Raw genomic sequence first — 17,531 nt, 5'->3', positions numbered from 1 at the left:
GCGACCTTTCATGTTATTGAGGCGGCAGTACGCGGACAGCCCCCTGGAATAGTGAAAGAAGATGACGCACCGTTTTGCCGGACGGCGGTTGGTGAGCCTGTTCGGGACAATGGCTTTCCGACAGTGTGTTTCTCGGCGAAAAGTCCGGGCACGGGCCGGGCGGGGCGGCGCCCGGCCCGTGCGTGCCGTCAGGCCAGGCGGACCTGGAAGACGGCGACCCGGGCGTCATGCCCGTCCACGCGCATGTCCACGGTCTTGGTGTCGATGAACTGCTCCTGGACGACGCCATTGCCTGCCAGCCAGTTGATGCGGTCGATCCCGGTGCCGAAGCACCGGCGCTCCCCGTCCAGGCCGGTGGCCCGGTAGTAGTTCGGATTGTTGGTATCCGCGGTCCAGAAGACCAGGCGCCCGACGTTGTGGTGCGCGAGCACGCGACTGGCGTGGATTCTCTTGTGCTCGTTCCACTCGTCGCGCAGGTCGGTACGCTGGTCGCCGTTGTACGCGTTCGCGATGTAGTGGGAGTTGATCAACGCGAACTGGAGTGTCGGATAGCTCTGGTGACGCACCACGACCTCGTTGATCCAGCGCGGCGGGGTCACCCCGGTGATGCCGCCGTGCACATACGTGGTCTTCGCGCTCGCCACCTCCCACGGCCGCGGGATCGAGATCGGGACCCGGAACGACGAGTTGTGCCGCAGGAACGCGTTGTTGTACAGGGGCCCGAAATAGTGGTCGATCATCGCGGGCTCGCCGGTGTCGCCCTCGTTGATCTCCTGCCAGCCGACCAGAGGCCGTACCAGGGAGTCACAGTTGCGGACGGCGTCGATCGCGGCCTCGCGCGCCCCGAGGTTGTCGCGGCCGATGTTGGCGGTGACGATCGGCAGCCGGATCCATCCCGTCGCGGCGGAAGCCGTGTCGGCACCGGCGGCCAGGACGCCGAGTGCGGCACCACCACCGAGAGCTAGCGCCTTGCGTCTGTTGAGCATTCCGGACACAGCAGATTCCCTTCTCGCGCTGTCACTACGGGACACAGCCCGTCAAAGTGTCACAGAATGTGGTGCGGTTGTGACCCCCGTGCGCCAAAACTGCCGCTTGCCGGTCAGCGCTCCGGGTGGAGGCGGGCCGCCGTGACCTCCGGCAGGAGTCGGTTGCGCTGTCGGCTCGCGCCACGGTCTGATGCCCCCAATGTGGCATTGGGGGACGCTGACCGTCCCCAATGCCACATTGGAGGCATGCCCGGCTTCCGACTCCCCGCACGCAAACCGGACACTGGAACCTCGGGAACATCCCTTATGGACAGTCAGGAAGGTGTCTCTTCGCCGAGTCCCGCTCATGCCGCCGGCTCCTAGGGTGTGCGTTCCTGTAGGCCCGCCAGTTCGGCCGGTACCGCGCCTGGATGCACGATGCCGAGCCGTTGGGTGGCTCGGGTCATGGCGACGTAGAGGTTGTTGTGTCCCAAAGGTTCGGCGAGGATTTCCGCGGGATCGGCGACGATCACCGAGTCGAACTCGAGTCCTTTGGCCTGGCTGGGTGTGAGCACGACGATTTCCCCGGCGAGATCGGGCGGCGTTGCGACGGACAGGGCCTTCGCGAGCCGTTCCAGCTGGGCCGGCGGGCTGATAATCGCGAGTTGTCCTTCGTTGTGCGCTTCGGCGAGTGCGGAGATCACCTCGGGAAGATCGGTGGGCGTGGTCCGGATTCGCCACGGCGGCTGGTCGCAGGAGCGGATCGATCGGGGTGGCCGCAGTCCTGGGTGGTGGGCTTCGAGGAGGTCGGTGGTGGCGGCCATGATCTCGGCCGGAGTCCGGTAGTTGACGGTGAGCAGTGCCAGGCGCCGGCGATCGCCGGAGTGCGGCCGAAGCACGTCGTCCCAGGACGTCGCTCCCGCCATTGTCCCGGTCTGGGCGAGGTCACCGACCACGGTCATCGACTTGGAAGGACACCGGCGCGACAGCATCCGCCAGGCCATCGCGGACAGTTCCTGTGCCTCGTCGACGACCACGTGCCCGAAGGTCTCCCCGCTGTGCTCACCGAGGACGGCGGCGGCCTCGTCCAGCAAGGGGATGTCCGCGGTGCTCCACCCTTCGGACGACGTGCCGGCCAGTTCGGCGACCAGGTCTTCCGGGGTGAGCCGCGGCCACAGTCGTTCGAGCGTGTCCTGCACGGAGGCGTCGGCCTGCAGCGCGTCGCGCAGGCGGGCCGCGTCGGTCTGGTCGAGCAGGTTTCTGGGGCCGTCGAGCTCGTCGGTTCCGATCACGACGCCCGCGGCCGCCAATGCTCGAAGGTCGGCTTCACCAAGGCTTCCGTCGAGGCTGCCGCCGTCGAGGGCTTCACCGGACTCGGTGAGCAGCAGCCGCTCCATCAGGTCGATCATGATCTGCGCGAGTTCGTCCACGATCTCCCGGTGGAAGACCAACCTCGCCTGGTTGTGCGGAAGCCCGGTCTCCCTGACGGTGGTGATGGCGCGACGGCAGACACCTGGGTCGAGCCGGAGCACCTGGTCTTCGAACACGATCTCGACCGGCGTTTCCGGCGTCCGTACCCGCGAGCGCGCCGCGGCGGCTATCCGCTCGGCCATCTCTTCGCGTCCTTTCGCCTCGGCCGCCTCGGGCGAGTCCTCGCGGCTGACCAGGACGTCCGGCACCAAGCCGGCGATCGTGGTGGTCACGACGGTGTGCTCGCCGAGACCGGGAAGGACCTGTCCGATGTAGTCCAGGAAGATGCGGCTGGGGCCGACGACCAGGACGCCGCGCGAGCGCAGATGAGGGCGGGCGTAGAGCAGATAGGCGAGCCGGTGCAGGGCGACCGCGGTCTTGCCGGTGCCCGGGCCGCCCTGCACCACGAGCACGCCGGTATGGTCGTCGCGGATGATCCGGTCCTGCTCGGCCTGCAGGGTGGTGACGATGTCGCGCATCCGGCCGGTCCGGCCGGCGACCAGCGACGCCAGGAGCGCGGCCTCGCCGATCAGGGTGTCGTCGCTCGCGCTGTCCAGATCGAGCAGTTCGTCGTCGAGCGCGGTGACCGCCCGCCCCCGGGTGGTGATGTGGCGTCGCCTGCGGACGCCGTGCGGGGCGGTGGTGGTCGCGGTGTAGAACGGCCGGGCGGCCGGCGCGCGCCAATCGACCAGGAGCGGCTCGTCCTTCCCGTCTCGGAACAAACCGATCCTGCCGACGTGGACGCGAGGGCCGTCGTGCAAGTCCAGCCTGCCGAAGTACAGCCCCTCCTCGGCGGAGTCCAATCGGGATAGTTCCGTCCGCCAGAACTTCACCGTGTCGTGGCCTGTGTCCGGCACCGCGGCCAAACGGGCCGCCGCCTCTTCGCGCAGCATGTCCAGCCAGGCGTAGCAGGTGTCCAGATGCTGTTGTTCGATGTCGATCTCACTGCCGGTCAAGCCGCTCGTCTCCCCGCCACTCAATGTTCGATGGCTCCGAGAGTGCCTGGAGAGTTCGGGAAACTGCAGTCTTGTTCTTTCGGACGGCCTCAGCCGCCCGAAAGACAGACCGAGGGACCCAGTGCCGCGGCTATCGGCTTCCAGGCTTCAGGGCGTTGACCGCGTAGCGGCCGGTGGTCCAGGCGATGGCTCGGCCGAACTGGTCGAAGATGGTGGGGTTGACGTTGTCGAGGGTGTCGCACGACTGGTGGTAGCAGTGGTCGAGCATGGCACCCGCGGTCCCTCCGAACAGTGGCACCCACTCCGCTGGTTTGAGGGTTTCCGCGCCTGCGTTGACGCCTCCGGCGGGGATGCCTGCCTTGATGAAGGCGGAGTGGTCTGAACGGTCGTCGAGTTCGAGTCCGACGGTGGGAAGGTTCCGCCCCGCGAAGTAGTCGTTGATCGTTTTTGTGATTTGTTCCGACCCTGCCGGCGCAGGACCGCCGGGGGTGTGCCCGTTGTAGACCTGGCGGGCGAAGTTCGGTGAGCCGATCATCTCCAGGTTCAGGTACAGGTTTGTCTCACCCTGCTGTCGGCGGCTGAGCTGATCGACGTAGTACTGAGATCCGACCAGGCCCTTCTCTTCGGCGTCCCACCAGGCGAACCGGACCCGGTTCTTGATCTTGTGGGCATGGGGGGCGAGCTGTCGCGCGATCTCCAGTTGCATCGCGGCGGCGGCGGCGTTGTCGTTCATCCCGGGCGTGGTGTCGACACTGTCGAGGTGGGATCCGACGACGACGGTGTCGGCTTCGGCCCCGGCCGGGGTGTCGGCGATGAGGTTGTACCCCTTGGTGGTGATGGGCCGGCTCCGCAGGTCCAGGTGAAGTGTGACCTCGCCTTGGGCGGCGTCGGCTTTCAGCTCCGCGGCCTCGGCCCGGGTGAGGGTGGCGGTGGGGATGCGCGCACTCTCGGGTGGCACGATCCGATGCCGGATGTTCATGGTGGGGTTGGTGTAGTTCACGTTCATCACCATCGCGGTCGCGCCGGCGTCGGCGGCGACGACCTGCTTGAGGGAGGTGGCACAGCCCCCGGCGTCGACGAGCACGATCTTGCCGGTGACGTCGCCACCGGTGTAGTCCTCCGGCGTGCAGCCGGTCGCCCTTCCCGCCGGTTCGGCGAGGTTGGCGGAGATGCCGGCCTCGGGGGTGGAGACGGAGAAGTAGGCCAGTAGCGGGTGCAGCTGCCGGCTGACCGGGGTCGTTTCGGTCGCGGTCTCCGCGACCATTTCGTAATCCTGGAAACTGAATTCCTGACGCTGCACACGGTAGCCGACATCGGTCAGAGATTTGGTCACGTACTCGGCGGATGCGTCGTAGCCCGGGGAACCGGAGACGCGGTTGCCGCCATGAGCGTGTGTCGCCTCAGAGATCGCGTGCAGGTGACGCCATGCCTTGGGCCCGGTCACATCGGAGGCCAGCACTTTCGCCAGCCACCACGGATCGGACGCGGCGGCGTGTGGCGCTGTGGCCGCGGCCGTGGTGAGCAGGACGGCGCTGAGCGTCAGCGAGGACAGAATCCGGCTGGATCGACTCATCTTTCTCGGGTGGCCATTCACGTGGATCGTTCCTCCCAGTGGTGTCGAGATGTGTCGCCGTTGATTCGGGCTACGCAGGGGAAATGGTCGAGGTTCGAGTGGTGCTCGCGGTGGTTCGCAGAGTGGAGCGCAAGAGCAGCGAGAATCCCGCTGCGGCCGCGGCCGCAGCGGCAGCGGCCAGGAACGTCGTGGTGTGGTCGCCCTCGCTCCAGGTCGCAAGCTGTCCGGCAAGGGCCGTGCCGATGCCGTTGCCCACCCACATGAAGGTGCTCATCCACGCGAACGCTTCGGTGCGCTGCGGGGACGGAGCCACATCGCCGAGCACGATCTGGTGCAGCGTGTCGCGGGGGCCACTGACCAGGCCCACGGCGAGTAACGCCGCACCGGCCAGGACAAGCCCGGGCGCGACCCCGGTAGCGACGAGCAGGACGGCGGACGCGGCGTGGAAAGTGACCAGCTGGCGGCGGGGGCGGGCCTCTCTCTGCCGCATGCCGTACCCGAGTGCGCTGACCACCGCGCCCACCGAGTAGGCGCCGAGCAGCACACCGGATAGGCCAGGAGTTCCACCCGACGCGGCTGCGGCGGACACCCCGACGACGATGCAGCCGAACGCCAGCATGTCGCAGGCGGTGATCCCCAGAAGCACCCGAACCTGCCCATCTGCGAGGGGGCCGAGGACACGCCGGGGCCGGGACATCCCGCCAACCGCTTCGGTGCTCGCCTGTGCCCGCAGCGTAGGTACCGTCAACAAGGTCAGCACGCCGACGATCGCGCACGCCCCGGCCACTGCCACGGCGGCGACGGGGGAGACGAGCGCGACGAGGGCCGAGACCAGCAGCGTCCCGGTCACCACCATGACTTCGTTGAGTACCGCGTCCAACGCGTAAGCGATCCGAGTGTGTTCGGCGGGAACGATCGCGGGCCACGTGGACCGGATGACCGGCGCCGACGGTGGTGTGCTCGCCCCCAACGCGACAGCGGCGCCCACGAGCATCCATGCGGGGGCCTGCTGCACGATGCCGGTCACCGCCGCCGCGTAGGCGAGGGCGTGGACAGCGAGTATTCCCAGAAGAACAGGGCGGGGACCGAACCGATCCACCAGCCTTCCGGACACGGGCACACAGACCGCGAGCGCGATGGAGAATCCGGTCAAGGCCATACCACCGACCGCGTACGAGCCGTGCACGGAAACAATGGCCAGTAGCATGCCGAGGTTGAGGATCGGAGCGGCCAGCCTGCTCACGATCAGCGCCAGAACCAATCGCGGCACGCCACGAAACCCGAACAAGTGCCGATACGCGCGCATACAACCCCCAGCTCATCGTCATCGGCTGCCTTACCGACAACTCCCTCTGATGCTGTGGCCCGATGCTAGTGGCATTCGCCAAGGCGATGCTCCCGCCGGTAGGGCGGGAGCATCGCGCTTTCGGCCGTGTGCACTGACAGGGTCAGTGGGAGACCTTCGTGGGGGGCCAGTAAGCCATGGTCGTTCACCTCCTCCCTCCATAAAGAGAATCGGGGTGCCAAAGGGACGCCTTGACGTCCCAGATCCGGGAAACCGGTGCCTTCAGCGAAAGACGTGACAGTCCGCTGAGTCGGAATACCAGTGTCAGCTGGGAGCTCCGGAGAATTGCGGTCGCCGGTCGATGCGGGCGCGCACGGCTTCTGACCCGAAATGGTAGTCGATTCGCCGGGTTGCTGCTGCCCATTCTTCGACTGTGCGGACAGAGGAAAGGGTTTCGGTGACGAAGGGGTGACTCCAACGTTCGATCGCGCGGTGCCACAATGTCTCGCCGGACTCATTGAGGAGACTGCCGACGGTGCCTTCGTAGACCGGCATTGCCCTGACCTCGCCATCCGGCTCGATCTGCAACGCCGAGAAATCATCGAACCCGTGGACCGGGTTCATCTGCAAGTCGAGATTGTCCGTGCAGGTCACGGTCACCGACTGCGGTGCGATCGACTGCAAGTGCTGCGCCCACGTAGCGCTGCCCATCTGTTCGACCTGGGACTCGGAGAGCAATTCATGCTCGACGAATCCCGATCGGCTTGCCAGGCCGGCCGGGATGACAGCACCCAAATCGAGTGACTTCAGCGCGGGGAAGAGGGGCGCGATCGACGTGCACATCTGTTCGAGATCCTCGAAGTTACTGCGCACCACCACGGTGTCGATGCCGAACTGGAACCCGGGCGGGCCGCCGGCGAGCACCGCGTCGTCGAGCATTCGCAATGCCGCCATGGCCCGCTCGAACGAGCCGGCACGTCCACGGATCCGGTCGTGCACCTCCGCGGTCGCGCCATCGAGGCTGATCGTCACCGTGTTGCAGCAGCGCATCAGGGTCTCGATCAAGTCCGGCTTCATCGGCCATCCGCCCGAGTAGCACACGACATGGATGCCGGCTTGCGACAACCGCTCCGCGACCTCGAATATCCCCTTCACCACGAGCGGTTCGCCGCCCGCCAGCGCCACCATCTCCGGCTGGAGTTCGATAATCGAATCCACTACGCGCAATTGCTCGCTCAGGCTCAATTGGCGAGTTGGCCGACGTCCGGATTCCGAGTAGCAATGAACGCACCGCAAAGGACATGCGTAGGTGACATCCCAAATTATGTTCGTCGGTCTAGCGGGCGCACCCATTTACCCACCCCCCAGCGTGACATTTACCAATTCGCTTCCGATTGGCTTGCTTTTTCACGCTACCGCCGCTGCGAGCTCTCCCGCAAGGCGAGATAACGATTACACCCGGTCGGCGCAGCAGTCGCACAAATACGTAGACCGTGTTCGTAGCCTATCTCGTTTTCCTCAGGGACGGGCAAGCTCAGTTGCGCGATTCGAACGAATAGCGGCGGCGGTCCACTGTATATGTACCTGACTGGACGCCAAGAGTGCTTGGTCGCGGTGTTGCAGGGCGAAGGCCCGCAGGGTGGAAGCCTGGTTGCGTCGCAGGTGACGTACGGCGATACTTGGACGGTGGTAAAGAAGCAGACGATCGTGAGCTGCTGCAACACGTGCGAACAGCGACTGGAAATCAGCAGCTCACCGCAGCGCATCATCGCGTTCTGTTCCTGGCACTGCCTCTGGCAGGGCATGCGGGCTCTGTGGAAATCCCCTGAGTATCAGGCGTCGCTGGCGCGATCCATGGGGCTGGTGAACACCATGGTCCTCGACCTGGGACAGCACAGGGCAGCACAAAAAGAACGCGGTGACTGACAACGGGTCGTGAACGGCTGTATCCAAGCCGGACACGGATCAGGTCAGCGGCCGCTCAATCTCTGCACCGCGCGGCCGGGTGACAAAACCTGCTGCTGTCTTGCCCATCAATTGCCAACGCGAGGTCGATGAAGCAACTGCCCGGCGAGCGGCGATTCTGGGGATATGCCCTAATCTGACACCCTTTGTCCTATTTCCAGCTTGACCGGCAAGGGATGCTAGAAGAGGGCTTTGCCGAACGGATCTCGACCAGGTCGCTGAGCCCTCGCCGTCGTCGAACGGACCCGCGGTGCCAGGTGGGACGAGATCGGCGAGGCCGCGACCGTCGACGCTGTCCCGGATCGATCCGGGGTCGGGAAGGCGAAGCTGCGCGATGTCCGGGACGCCTGCTACGCGCTGTACCTCGGGCTCCCGCCGCCCGACGCCGACGAACTCGCTCTCACCTTGGTAGGCAGCGTCGAACACCAGGGTGGCGTAACCCTCGTGGGCCAGGCGCTCGGCCAAGCCAACGAACTGGGGGAGTTCCTGAAGGCTCGCAAGCCCCGCCCTCGTGCTGGACACACTCGGCTGGAACCGGATGGCTTCGGCACTGCTGGTCGATATCTCGGCGATCCCGGAAAGAAGCGGAATTATGTGTGGCTGATGTTCTCGGACCCAGGTTTCAAGTGGGAGGCTATGTACCGCCCGCGAGTGGGGTAGCAAGACGCTTCGCCACCCCGTAGCTGGTGAGCTGACGCTCGACTGGGACGCGCTCACCTGTACGAGTGAACCCGAGCACCAGTTCACCGTCTGGACCGTCGAGCCCGGCGAGCGAAGACCGATCCGCGGCGGACCGCTGAGGCCTGGCGGGATTTCGGATCAGCGTCAGGGCAACCGTCCGTGCCGCTGAACTGCCTCGATCCTGAAGAACAGCGCTCCGCGGACAATCGAAAGTGCTCGAAGTGCGCGGTGTTATCCTTCACCGGATGAAAGGCGCTTGCGGGGACCCGGAATGGGGAGAGTCGGCACCGGAGCGAGGCAGGTGGTGAGCAGGCCCTACACCTACGCTGATGCGGTCAAGCTGCTCGGTCCCAAGGAAAACGCAGCGGTGGCGGCGTTGGATCGACTGGTCGGCGGCGCCCTCCTCGGTGGTGTCGCGTTCGGCGCGACGGAACTGCTCGGCTGGTTCGACGCCAAGGTCGACTTCATCAAGATCAGTCATGAAGTGCTGGGCAAACTCGCCGAGAAACAACGTGGCCTGAGCCGGTACGCCCGCACTGAACGGGTGAGCGCGGCTCACTCCGTCATCGTGGTCCTTGCCTTCTTCGAAGCAGTCGACGAACTCGGACTGCCGGTTTCCGCCAAGCAGCTGGGCGTGACCAAAAAGGAACAACTCCAACTGGTCGGGCTGTCACACCTGTTCGACGGGGTCTGGCCGATGCCCACCCCCGACCGTCCTTATGAGGCCACGCGCGACGCTCTGTTCCGGCAGTACGTCGACTCGGCCGCGGCTCTGCTGGAACTCGTGCGCGCCCACGCGATATGGGACGAGCTGAACGAAACCCAGCAAACGCGATTGGAGCTGCTGGTCAGGGAAATCGCACGAGCGGCGATGCGCCGCTACGAAGGGCTCATCGGCCGGGTCGTGTCCGACTACCCGGAGATCGGGTTCTGGATCCAGTTGGCCGAGGCACGAAGCGCGGGGCGAGCGCTGGACCGGGTCGAGGAGGCGATGCGGCAACTCCTCGTCGGAGGTACCCCGGATCAGCGACGGGCGGAACTGGCCAAGGGGTATCGGGCCGCACTGGACCGGCCGATCATCGATGGGGACGACGACTTCGGCGACCTCCGCGTCCCGCTGATCCGCGACGCCTACGTGGATCCACAATTCCAAGTCACCTCGATGCGGAAGGACGACCGTCCCGCCGAACTGGCCTGGTGGAACTTCCTGCCGGTGCGGAACGACCTTTACCGTTACCTCGTCGGCTACTTCACCTCGCCGAAGGCGGTCAGCCTGCCATTGCTCGTCCTCGGTGATCCGGGTTCGGGCAAATCCATGCTCACCAGCATTCTCGCGGCCAGGTTGTCGCCATCGGACTTCTTGACGCTGCGAGTCGAACTGAGGAACGCGCCGACCGAAGGTGATTTGCTCGACCAAATCGAATTCGGCCTGCGTGAGGCACTGCACGAGAAGGTGTCCTGGGCGGAGTTCTCGCGAACCGCCGGGGCCAGTCTGCCGATCGTCCTGCTCGACGGGTTCGACGAACTGTTGCAGGCCACCGGAGTCTCGCAAAGCCGGTACCTCGACAAGGTCGCACGCTTCCAACGTGAACGACTCGATCTCGGCGCGCCGGTGGCCGTCGTCGTGACGAGTCGTATCAGCGTGTGCAGCGGCGTTCAGATTCCGGCCGACGCCGATATCCTGCGGCTGACTCCGTTCACCCCCGGCCAGGTCGGACAGTGGCTCCAGACCTGGAATGAGGTCAACGAGCCCTATTTCAAAAAAGCGCGGCTGCGACCGCTCCCCGCACCCGTGGTCCTCGCCTTCCGCGAAATAGCCGAGCAGCCGCTGCTCTTGCTGATGCTGGCGCTCTACGACGCCATCGGGAACGCGCTCCAGCAGGAGAGCAGCACCCTCAACACGTCTCAGTTGTACGAGCGCCTTCTTCGGCGTTTCTGCAGGCGCGAGCTGGCCAAGGACGACGTCGATCGCAGCCCGGAACACCTCGAACGTGAGGTGGACATGGAATTGGAAAGGCTTGCCGTCGTCGCCCTCGGCATGTTCAACCGGGGCGCGCAGTGGATCGCGGAGCCGGACCTCAATGAGGACTTCGCCGGCCTGCTCAAGGTGGACGAGCGCAACCGACGCCACGGTACCCAGACACCGCTGAGCGCCGGCCATTCGGCCCTCGGCCGCTTTTTCTTCATGCAACGCGCCGAAGCGAACAGGGACTCGGAAACCCTGCGGACCTATGAGTTCCTACATGCCACCTTCGGCGAATTCCTGGTCGCCCGGTTCGTCTGGCACACCCTCGACGAGCTTTTCCAAGTCTCCCAGCAGCGCAGGTCCAGGTTGACCACCTCGCTGAGTGACGACAGCGAGTTGTACACCATTCTCTCGTTCGCGCCGTTGTCGTCCCGGTGGGCAGTGGTGAACTTCCTGGTCGAGCTGACCGGATCAGAGACCGACAACGGTCCGCTGTTCGCGATGCTCAAGGAGCTCATCGCCCACTCCTTCGAGCCCCAGCAGCAGAAATACTCCGGATACGAGCCGGTACACCATCCCACACCCCGCCGGTACGCCGCGTACAACGTGAACCTGATCATCCTCGCCGCCGTCCTGGTGAAACCGGGCCCGCTGGACACGGGTCTGGTCGGTGCGCATCCCTGGCACAAATTCACCGGTTTCTGGAAGTCGCAGTTCTCCTCCGGTGAATGGCGAGACCTGGTCACTCTGTTCCATCTTTCGCCCGGCACCGGCGGCAAACCCGCCATCACCGTGGGGAGAGCGCCGTCGATCAGTCCGGTCGCGCCTCCCGCCATGCCCGAGGCACTTTCGTTTCAGATACCGGAACTGAGTGCACACTTCACCGGCGATCCGGAACTTTGGCCGTACCGGTACGCCTTGGAACCCTTCATCCACCAGAACTGGCCGGTGGACCGAATCCGCGGACTGGCTGCCTTGGCGGCGGCGGCCCCCAACCGGACGGCTCTGGATCGCACCTACCTTGCTTGGGCGAACTTCGCACCTTCCCTGGTCATCGAACGGCTCGTGCTCGATCGAACAGCCGGACCGGACACCTTCGCGGCCTTGCTCGGTACCAAGGTGAGCGCCGAGCCGGAGTTCCGCACTATCGTCTACGAACGCATCGCCCGAGGCGGCGACTATGACAGGGAATACCTGTCGATCGTCGAGAGAATCTGGCACGAACACGGAGACATGCTGGTCGCTCCGATAGCTCTTCTCGAAGCCTGGCTTCGGCTCACGGAGCGAGGTTTCGACTTCGCGCAGGCCTCCCCGCTTCCCGATTTCGAGGCCCTGGTCGACCTGATAGACGTTTCGGCCGTGTGCTCGTCCAGGCCGGACCTCCGCACCCGGGTGCGAAATCTGCTCGACCGGCCCGGGTTCACCGAGCATTTCCTCCTGCGCAGCCCGGCGACCGACGTCGTCGCGGCGAACCCGGGTCGGGCCAAGCCGGCGCGGTCGCCGGTGCCGGTCGGCGAGCCCGCGACCAGGCCGCGGGACCCCTCCGCTGACGTCCGGCGGACAGAAGGAGAAAACTGGCAGGCCCAGCTGGGAAGACTGGATACGGCATTGGCTTCGGGTGCTTTGACCGCCGACGACTACTACGTCGAACGCGAAAGAATCCTCAAGCTCGCCGTCGGCGTGGATCCGGAAGAGTAGCGCTCTCTGCGTGATCGTCAACCGATCCTGTCAGACCTGTCGAGCGTCCTCGCGATGCCTTCGAGAGGATCGGCGATCTCGACACTCTCGGCGGGCACGAAGGGCCGCCTGGTTCTGTGCCGCGACCCATCCTGCGCCACGCCGAGACAGATCACGACCGACCGGCTGTCCAAAGTGGATTAACCGGCGGCATCGTCGCGCGGAAAATTTCAACTACCGCGATATCGCGGTAAAGGTCTGCCGGTAACCGGCCTGCCTGCGCATATCGCAGCGTGTTCTTGAGCCGAACGCGTGAAGGTCGATCCGGGTGCTCGACATCGATAGGTGGCAGGCGATGTCGGTGGTACCGTCCTCGAGGCCGAGAAAACCGATGGGCGAATGGTCGCTCGCGCAAGTACTGTTGGTTTCTCGTTTTCGGAAAAAGTGAACTTCAAGTGCTCCCGTACGTCTGCTGGAGCGGAAAGTAAACGGTAGTGGATTTCGACGCATTGGCCGCCGAGTTGCGGAACCTCCGTGAGAACGTCGCAGGTGTCACCGACACGGTGATCGCCGCTGTGGACGGCATTCCCATCATCGCCGACGCGGCGGCGACCATCGACCCAGGCAAGATCTCCGCTCTCGCCGCCGCCGATCTGGGGATCGCCCGCCAGGCCGCGGAAATCACCGGCAAGGGAACACTCAATCAGACCGTGGTGTTCAGCAGCGATGGCTACATGGCCGTTTATGCGATCGACCGCATGGCTTTGATGGTCGTCATGGGAGACAAGGACCTGAATGTCGGACGCCTTCTTTTCGAATGCCGGCCGGTCATCGAGCGGATCAGCTCGATCCTTGCCGGCTAAGCATATTTCCGGATCCGCGGCCGAACCGAAGAAAGGGAGCTCGATGAACATCGATAATGCCTTGAAGGAATCCATGTCGATCGCCGGGGCTCTCGGTGTGGCGTTGGTCGACTACGAGAGCGGGATGTCGCTCGGCACCAGCGGAGGTGGCGATTGGCTCAACCTGGAGGTCGCGGCGGCGGGCAACACAGACGTCGTGAGATCGAAATTGCGGGTGATGAACGCGCTCGCGCTCAACGACAACATCGAGGACATCCTCATCACGCTGCGGCGCCAATACCACTTGATCCGGTTACTGGATGCCGTGGGCGGCCGTAGCACTCTGTTCCTGTATCTGGTGCTGGACAGGGACCAGGCGAATCTCGCGCTGGCCCGCCATTACCTCAAACGTATCGAGTCGGATCTGCAGGTCTGATCGAGTGCGGCGCCCCGAAAGGAGACCACCCGGCGAAGGAGGCGGCGATGGCCCTGGGCGGGCTCAGCAAACAGGCACTCGTCTCCGGCTCGGCGTTCATGACGGACCTCGGATCCCTGTTCCCGGTCCGGCTGAAGCTCACCGGCGAGGAGCTGGAGTTCTTGTTCGTACTGCCGCCCGGCCGGACTTTCGCCGAGCTCGAAAGTCGGGTTCGGCTGCGTGTCGGCGCCGTCAAGGGCGCGTCCATGCCCCGTTTCGCTGTCGAATCGGGCGTCCGGTGGACGCGGCTTCGGGTGGAGCTCGCGGGGACCTCGGTCGGAACGTTGATCGTGATGCCGGAGGAAATGACCGCGCAGGCCCTGAACGCGCCGTTCCTCGGACGATGGCAGGAGCAGATGCCGAGCATCGTGCAGTTGGCCTTGGACGAGATCGCCCGGATACTCACCCGATGTCACCACGAGGCAGGTGGCGCCGGTCCGTTGATCGACCTGGAACTGAGTTATCTGCCGGAGCAGGACTATCGGACGAAGGTCGCCAGAACGCATGACGCGGTCAAGGAGTGCGTTGCACCGGTCCGTCCGGTGCTCAGAATGCGGTGGAACTCGGTGACCTCCGTTCAGCGCAAGGCTTTCGTCGACGAGCTGACGAACATCGAGATCACCGGCAAATGGCCTCGCCGCAGACTGACCGCCAGGATCATGGGGCTCGAACTGGAGTTGCCCGCCTGGACGGCTCCGAAGGCCCGTCCGCTGCCGGGCTCATCCAGCGTCGCCGGTTCGAAACCAGGACACCGTGCCCGAGCCTGAGCGCCGTCCGGGCTGAGGCTGACGTGTGTCCTCGACAGCCGGAGCTCGTTCGGTCCGCGCCTTCCTCGTGCTGGGTCAGGGTGTGACGGGCTGCCCCGCTGATCATCGCCACGCTTCAGCGTTTTGGCACGGTACAGGCCCGGCGGGTCCAGATGCTCCATGATTACCAGCGACCGACGCCAGGCTCGGCTTCGACGACTTGGACGCCAGCAGGTCTGCGACCAGGCCATGTCCTGTAAGCATCGCCTGGCGCGCTGACCTGCAGAAAGGAAGCGGGCGGGCACCCGACCCCGGGCCTTCGGCAGCGCGCACAGGCGAAGCTGGAAGCCAGGATCGAGGACCCGGTCCGGATCCGCGACGGGTTGCGGCAGGTCATCGATACCCGCTGCGCCTGCCCGGGGTGTGGACTCGGTTCCCGGGTTGGTGCTCCCGGAGGGAACTTCCCGCCGGGATTCATCCGGCGGAACGAACGGGCCGCCCGTGATTCCTCCTAGGGTCGGCACCAGCGAGGCTAGGAGGAAAACCATGCGCACGCTCTTGCGCGGCGGTCGCGTCGTCGATCCGGCCACCGGGTTCGACGGCACCGCCGACGTGCTGGTCGGCGACGGCAGGGTGCTCGCCGTCGGGGCGGGGCTGCCGCCGGCCGAGGACCAGGTCGAGATCGACGTAGCCGGGTACCTCGTCGGGCCGGGGTTCGTCGATCTGCACAGCCACGTGCACTCGATCGCGGGCCACCGGCTCCAGGCGATGGACGGCGTCACCACGGCGCTCGACCTGGAGGCCGGGATGATGCCGGTCGGCCGGGCCTACGCGGAGGCGTCCGCGGCGGGACGGCCCCTGCACTACGGTTTCTCCGCTTCCTGGGGGGCCGCCCGCGCGGAGGTGCTGGCCGGGATAGAGCCGGACGCGAACTTCGCCACCGCGCTTTCCGTGCTGGGTGATCCGGCCTGGCAGCGGTCTTCGTCGAAGCCCGAACTGGCCGCCTGGCTGTCCCTGCTGGAGGACGAGCTGGCGGCGGGCGCGCTCGGCGTCGGCGTGCTGCTCGGGTACGCGCCGGCCAGCGACCCGGCCGAGTTCCTGGCCGTGGCGAGGCTCGCCAAGCAGGCCGGAGCGCCTACGTACACGCACGTCCGCGAGCTGGTCGAGGTCGACCCGGACACGCCGGTCGACGGATCGGAGGAGATCGCGATCGCCGCGGCCGAGACCGGGGCGGCGATGCACCATTGTCACGTCAACAGCACGTCGGGGCGGCATGTCGACCGGGTGCTCGCCGCGCTGGAATCGAGCCGTTCCGCCGGCTCGCGGGTGACGGTGGAGGCCTATCCCTACGGGGCGGGCTGCACCGCGGTCGGTGCGTTCTTCCTCGCCCCGGAGCGGCTGCGGATGAACGGGCTCGCCCCGTCGCGGGTGGTGCTGCTGGAGACCGGTGAGCGGATCGCCGACGAGGCACGGTTGCGGCAGGTCCGGGCCGAGATGCCGGGAGCCCCGTGCCTTCTCGAGTCGCTCGACGAGCAGGAGCCGGGCGAACGAGCCCTGCTGCACAGATCGCTCGCTTTTCCCGATTCGATCGTCGCGAGCGACGCGATGCCGACGTACTGGGCCGACGGCACCAGCGAGAGCACCCGATGGCCGCTTCCGCCGGGCGGGGTGACGCACCCGCGCACGGCGGGGACGTTCTCGAAATCGCTTCGGCTGATGGTGCGCGAAACCGGCACCTGGACCTGGCTGGAAGCGTTCCGCCGTTGCTCCTACCTGCCCGCGCGGGTGCTGGACGAGGTCGCGCCCGCCGCGCGGGCGAAGGGCAGGCTGGACGTCGGCGCGGACGCGGACATCGTCGTCCTCGACCCGGCCACCGTCACCGACACCGCCACGTATTTCGAGCCGACCCGGCCTTCGATCGGCGTCCGGCATCTCTTCGTCGCGGGCACTCCGGTGGTCCGCGACGGGCAGTTGCTCACCGACGCGTTCCCGGGACGGCCGCTACGAGGTGAACCGCGGTGACCTTCCGGGAAGCGGCCTCGGCCGCGCGGGCCGCGGCCGAGGCCGCGGGCGTCGAAATACGGGAGATCGCCGAGATCGCGGAAATGTCGGCGGTCGCGGTGATGTTCGAGACGATCTGGCAGACCGCGCCCGCCGCCCGCCCGGTGAACGCGGAGCTGCTGCGCGCCTTGTCCGTCGCGGGGAACTACGCGGCCGGCGCGTACGTCGACAGTGAACTCGTCGGCGCCTGTGTCGGATTCTTCGGAAATCCCGGAAAAAGCAGCTTGCACAGCCACATCGCCGGTGTGACGAAAGCCGGTGCCTGCCGGGGGATCGGTTATGCGCTGAAATTGCATCAGCGGGCCTGGACCCTGGCGAAGAACGTCTCGGTGATCGAGTGGACCTTTGACCCGCTGGTGTGCCGCAACGCCTATTTCAATCTCGGCAAACTCGGCGCGCTCCCGGTGCGATACCTGCCGGATTTCTACGGGCCACTGGACGACGGCGTCAACGGCTCCGGTGCCACCGACCGGTTCCTGGTGTCGTGGGAGCTGACGAGTCCGGTGGTGCGGTCCGCCGCGGTCGGCGAACCGGTCCTGGCCGACGCGAAAGCACTGCTCGGCAACGGTGCCGCGGTGGCGCTCTCGGCGGACGCGAAGGGCGGTCCGGTGAGCGGCGCCGCCGATGCCCCTACCGTGCTCGTCGCGGTACCGCCCGATATCGAAGGCCTGCGCCGCACCGACCCGGGCCGGGCGGCCGCGTGGCAGGTGGCGATGCGCGAATCACTGAGCGGACTGATGGCCGCCGGGGGCCGGGTGACCGGCTTCGACCGGGCAGGCTGGTATGTGCTTTCCCTGGAGGAACGGTGAAACTCGGCGTCGTGGAGCCGCGCCGGGCACGTGCGAGCTGACCGCGGGCGTCAAGCCCGG

At 66.1% G+C, this 17,531-nt stretch carries 12 protein-coding genes and 1 pseudogene; 8 read left to right on the top strand and 5 right to left on the bottom strand.

What is annotated here, in order from left to right:
* Positions 1–188 precede the first annotated feature (188 nt).
* From ACIHAO_RS36225 to ACIHAO_RS36205, 5 genes are all read right to left on the bottom strand, one after another.
* A complete protein-coding gene (locus ACIHAO_RS36225) occupies positions 189–986 on the bottom strand; it encodes a hypothetical protein (protein ID WP_396565669.1) in 798 nt (265 codons plus the stop codon).
* Between the two features lie 359 nt (positions 987–1,345).
* Positions 1,346–3,391, bottom strand: coding sequence for a HelD family protein (locus tag ACIHAO_RS36220; RefSeq protein ID WP_396565667.1), 2,046 nt, complete (start codon positions 3,389–3,391; stop codon positions 1,346–1,348).
* Positions 3,392–3,521: 130 nt separating this feature from the next.
* Entirely contained in the window at positions 3,522–4,964 is a 1,443-nt protein-coding gene (locus ACIHAO_RS36215; RefSeq protein ID WP_396565665.1) for a M28 family peptidase, read from the bottom strand.
* 70 nt (positions 4,965–5,034) lie between these two features.
* Complete coding sequence (locus ACIHAO_RS36210) at positions 5,035–6,234, bottom strand: MFS transporter (protein WP_396565663.1); 1,200 nt, start codon at positions 6,232–6,234, stop codon at positions 5,035–5,037.
* A gap of 339 nt (positions 6,235–6,573) precedes the next feature.
* Positions 6,574–7,602: a radical SAM protein gene (locus tag ACIHAO_RS36205; protein WP_396565661.1), complete on the bottom strand. Its 1,029-nt coding sequence runs from the start codon at positions 7,600–7,602 to the stop codon at positions 6,574–6,576.
* 252 nt (positions 7,603–7,854) lie between these two features.
* Here ACIHAO_RS36205 and ACIHAO_RS36200 point away from each other — a divergent pair, with 252 nt between their 5' ends.
* From ACIHAO_RS36200 to ACIHAO_RS36165, 8 genes and pseudogenes are all read left to right on the top strand, one after another.
* On the top strand, positions 7,855–8,175 hold the full coding sequence (locus ACIHAO_RS36200; RefSeq protein WP_396565658.1) for a hypothetical protein: 321 nt from the start codon (positions 7,855–7,857) through the stop codon (positions 8,173–8,175).
* A gap of 694 nt (positions 8,176–8,869) precedes the next feature.
* A pseudogene (locus ACIHAO_RS36195) lies at positions 8,870–9,064 on the top strand (hypothetical protein); the annotation flags it as partial.
* A gap of 135 nt (positions 9,065–9,199) precedes the next feature.
* Positions 9,200–12,559 (top strand): NACHT domain-containing protein, encoded by a 3,360-nt coding sequence (locus ACIHAO_RS36190; protein WP_396565656.1) that lies wholly within the window; start codon positions 9,200–9,202, stop codon positions 12,557–12,559.
* Between the two features lie 473 nt (positions 12,560–13,032).
* A complete protein-coding gene (locus ACIHAO_RS36185) occupies positions 13,033–13,401 on the top strand; it encodes a roadblock/LC7 domain-containing protein (protein ID WP_396565654.1) in 369 nt (122 codons plus the stop codon).
* A gap of 43 nt (positions 13,402–13,444) precedes the next feature.
* Entirely contained in the window at positions 13,445–13,816 is a 372-nt protein-coding gene (locus ACIHAO_RS36180; RefSeq protein WP_396565652.1) for a hypothetical protein, read from the top strand.
* 47 nt (positions 13,817–13,863) lie between these two features.
* Positions 13,864–14,622: a hypothetical protein gene (locus ACIHAO_RS36175; protein WP_396565649.1), complete on the top strand. Its 759-nt coding sequence runs from the start codon at positions 13,864–13,866 to the stop codon at positions 14,620–14,622.
* A gap of 483 nt (positions 14,623–15,105) precedes the next feature.
* Entirely contained in the window at positions 15,106–16,623 is a 1,518-nt protein-coding gene (locus ACIHAO_RS36170) for an amidohydrolase family protein (protein ID WP_396565728.1), read from the top strand.
* Positions 16,620–17,471 carry a GNAT family N-acetyltransferase gene (locus ACIHAO_RS36165; RefSeq protein WP_396565647.1) on the top strand — a complete coding sequence of 284 codons (852 nt, stop codon included), beginning with the start codon at positions 16,620–16,622 and terminating at the stop codon, positions 17,469–17,471. The genes ACIHAO_RS36170 and ACIHAO_RS36165 overlap by 4 nt, the downstream gene beginning before the upstream one ends.
* Positions 17,472–17,531 lie beyond the last annotated feature (60 nt).

It is taken from the genome of Amycolatopsis sp. NPDC052450 (assembly GCF_044547565.1).
Classification (GTDB): domain Bacteria; phylum Actinomycetota; class Actinomycetes; order Mycobacteriales; family Pseudonocardiaceae; genus Amycolatopsis.
The sequence above is the reverse complement of the archived record's forward strand: the minus strand, read 5'-3'. Positions and strand labels throughout refer to the sequence as shown.

Excerpts from the sequence above, each read along its gene's own strand:
- ACIHAO_RS36225 (WP_396565669.1), bottom strand. The coding sequence starts at position 986 with ATGCTCAACAGACGCAAGGCGCTAGCTCTCGGTGGTGGTGCCGCACTC.
- ACIHAO_RS36215 (WP_396565665.1), bottom strand. The coding sequence starts at position 4,964 with ATGAGTCGATCCAGCCGGATTCTGTCCTCGCTGACGCTCAGCGCCGTC.
- ACIHAO_RS36205 (WP_396565661.1), bottom strand. The coding sequence starts at position 7,602 with ATGGGTGCGCCCGCTAGACCGACGAACATAATTTGGGATGTCACCTAC.
- ACIHAO_RS36180 (WP_396565652.1), top strand. The coding sequence starts at position 13,445 with ATGAACATCGATAATGCCTTGAAGGAATCCATGTCGATCGCCGGGGCT.
- ACIHAO_RS36175 (WP_396565649.1), top strand. The coding sequence starts at position 13,864 with ATGGCCCTGGGCGGGCTCAGCAAACAGGCACTCGTCTCCGGCTCGGCG.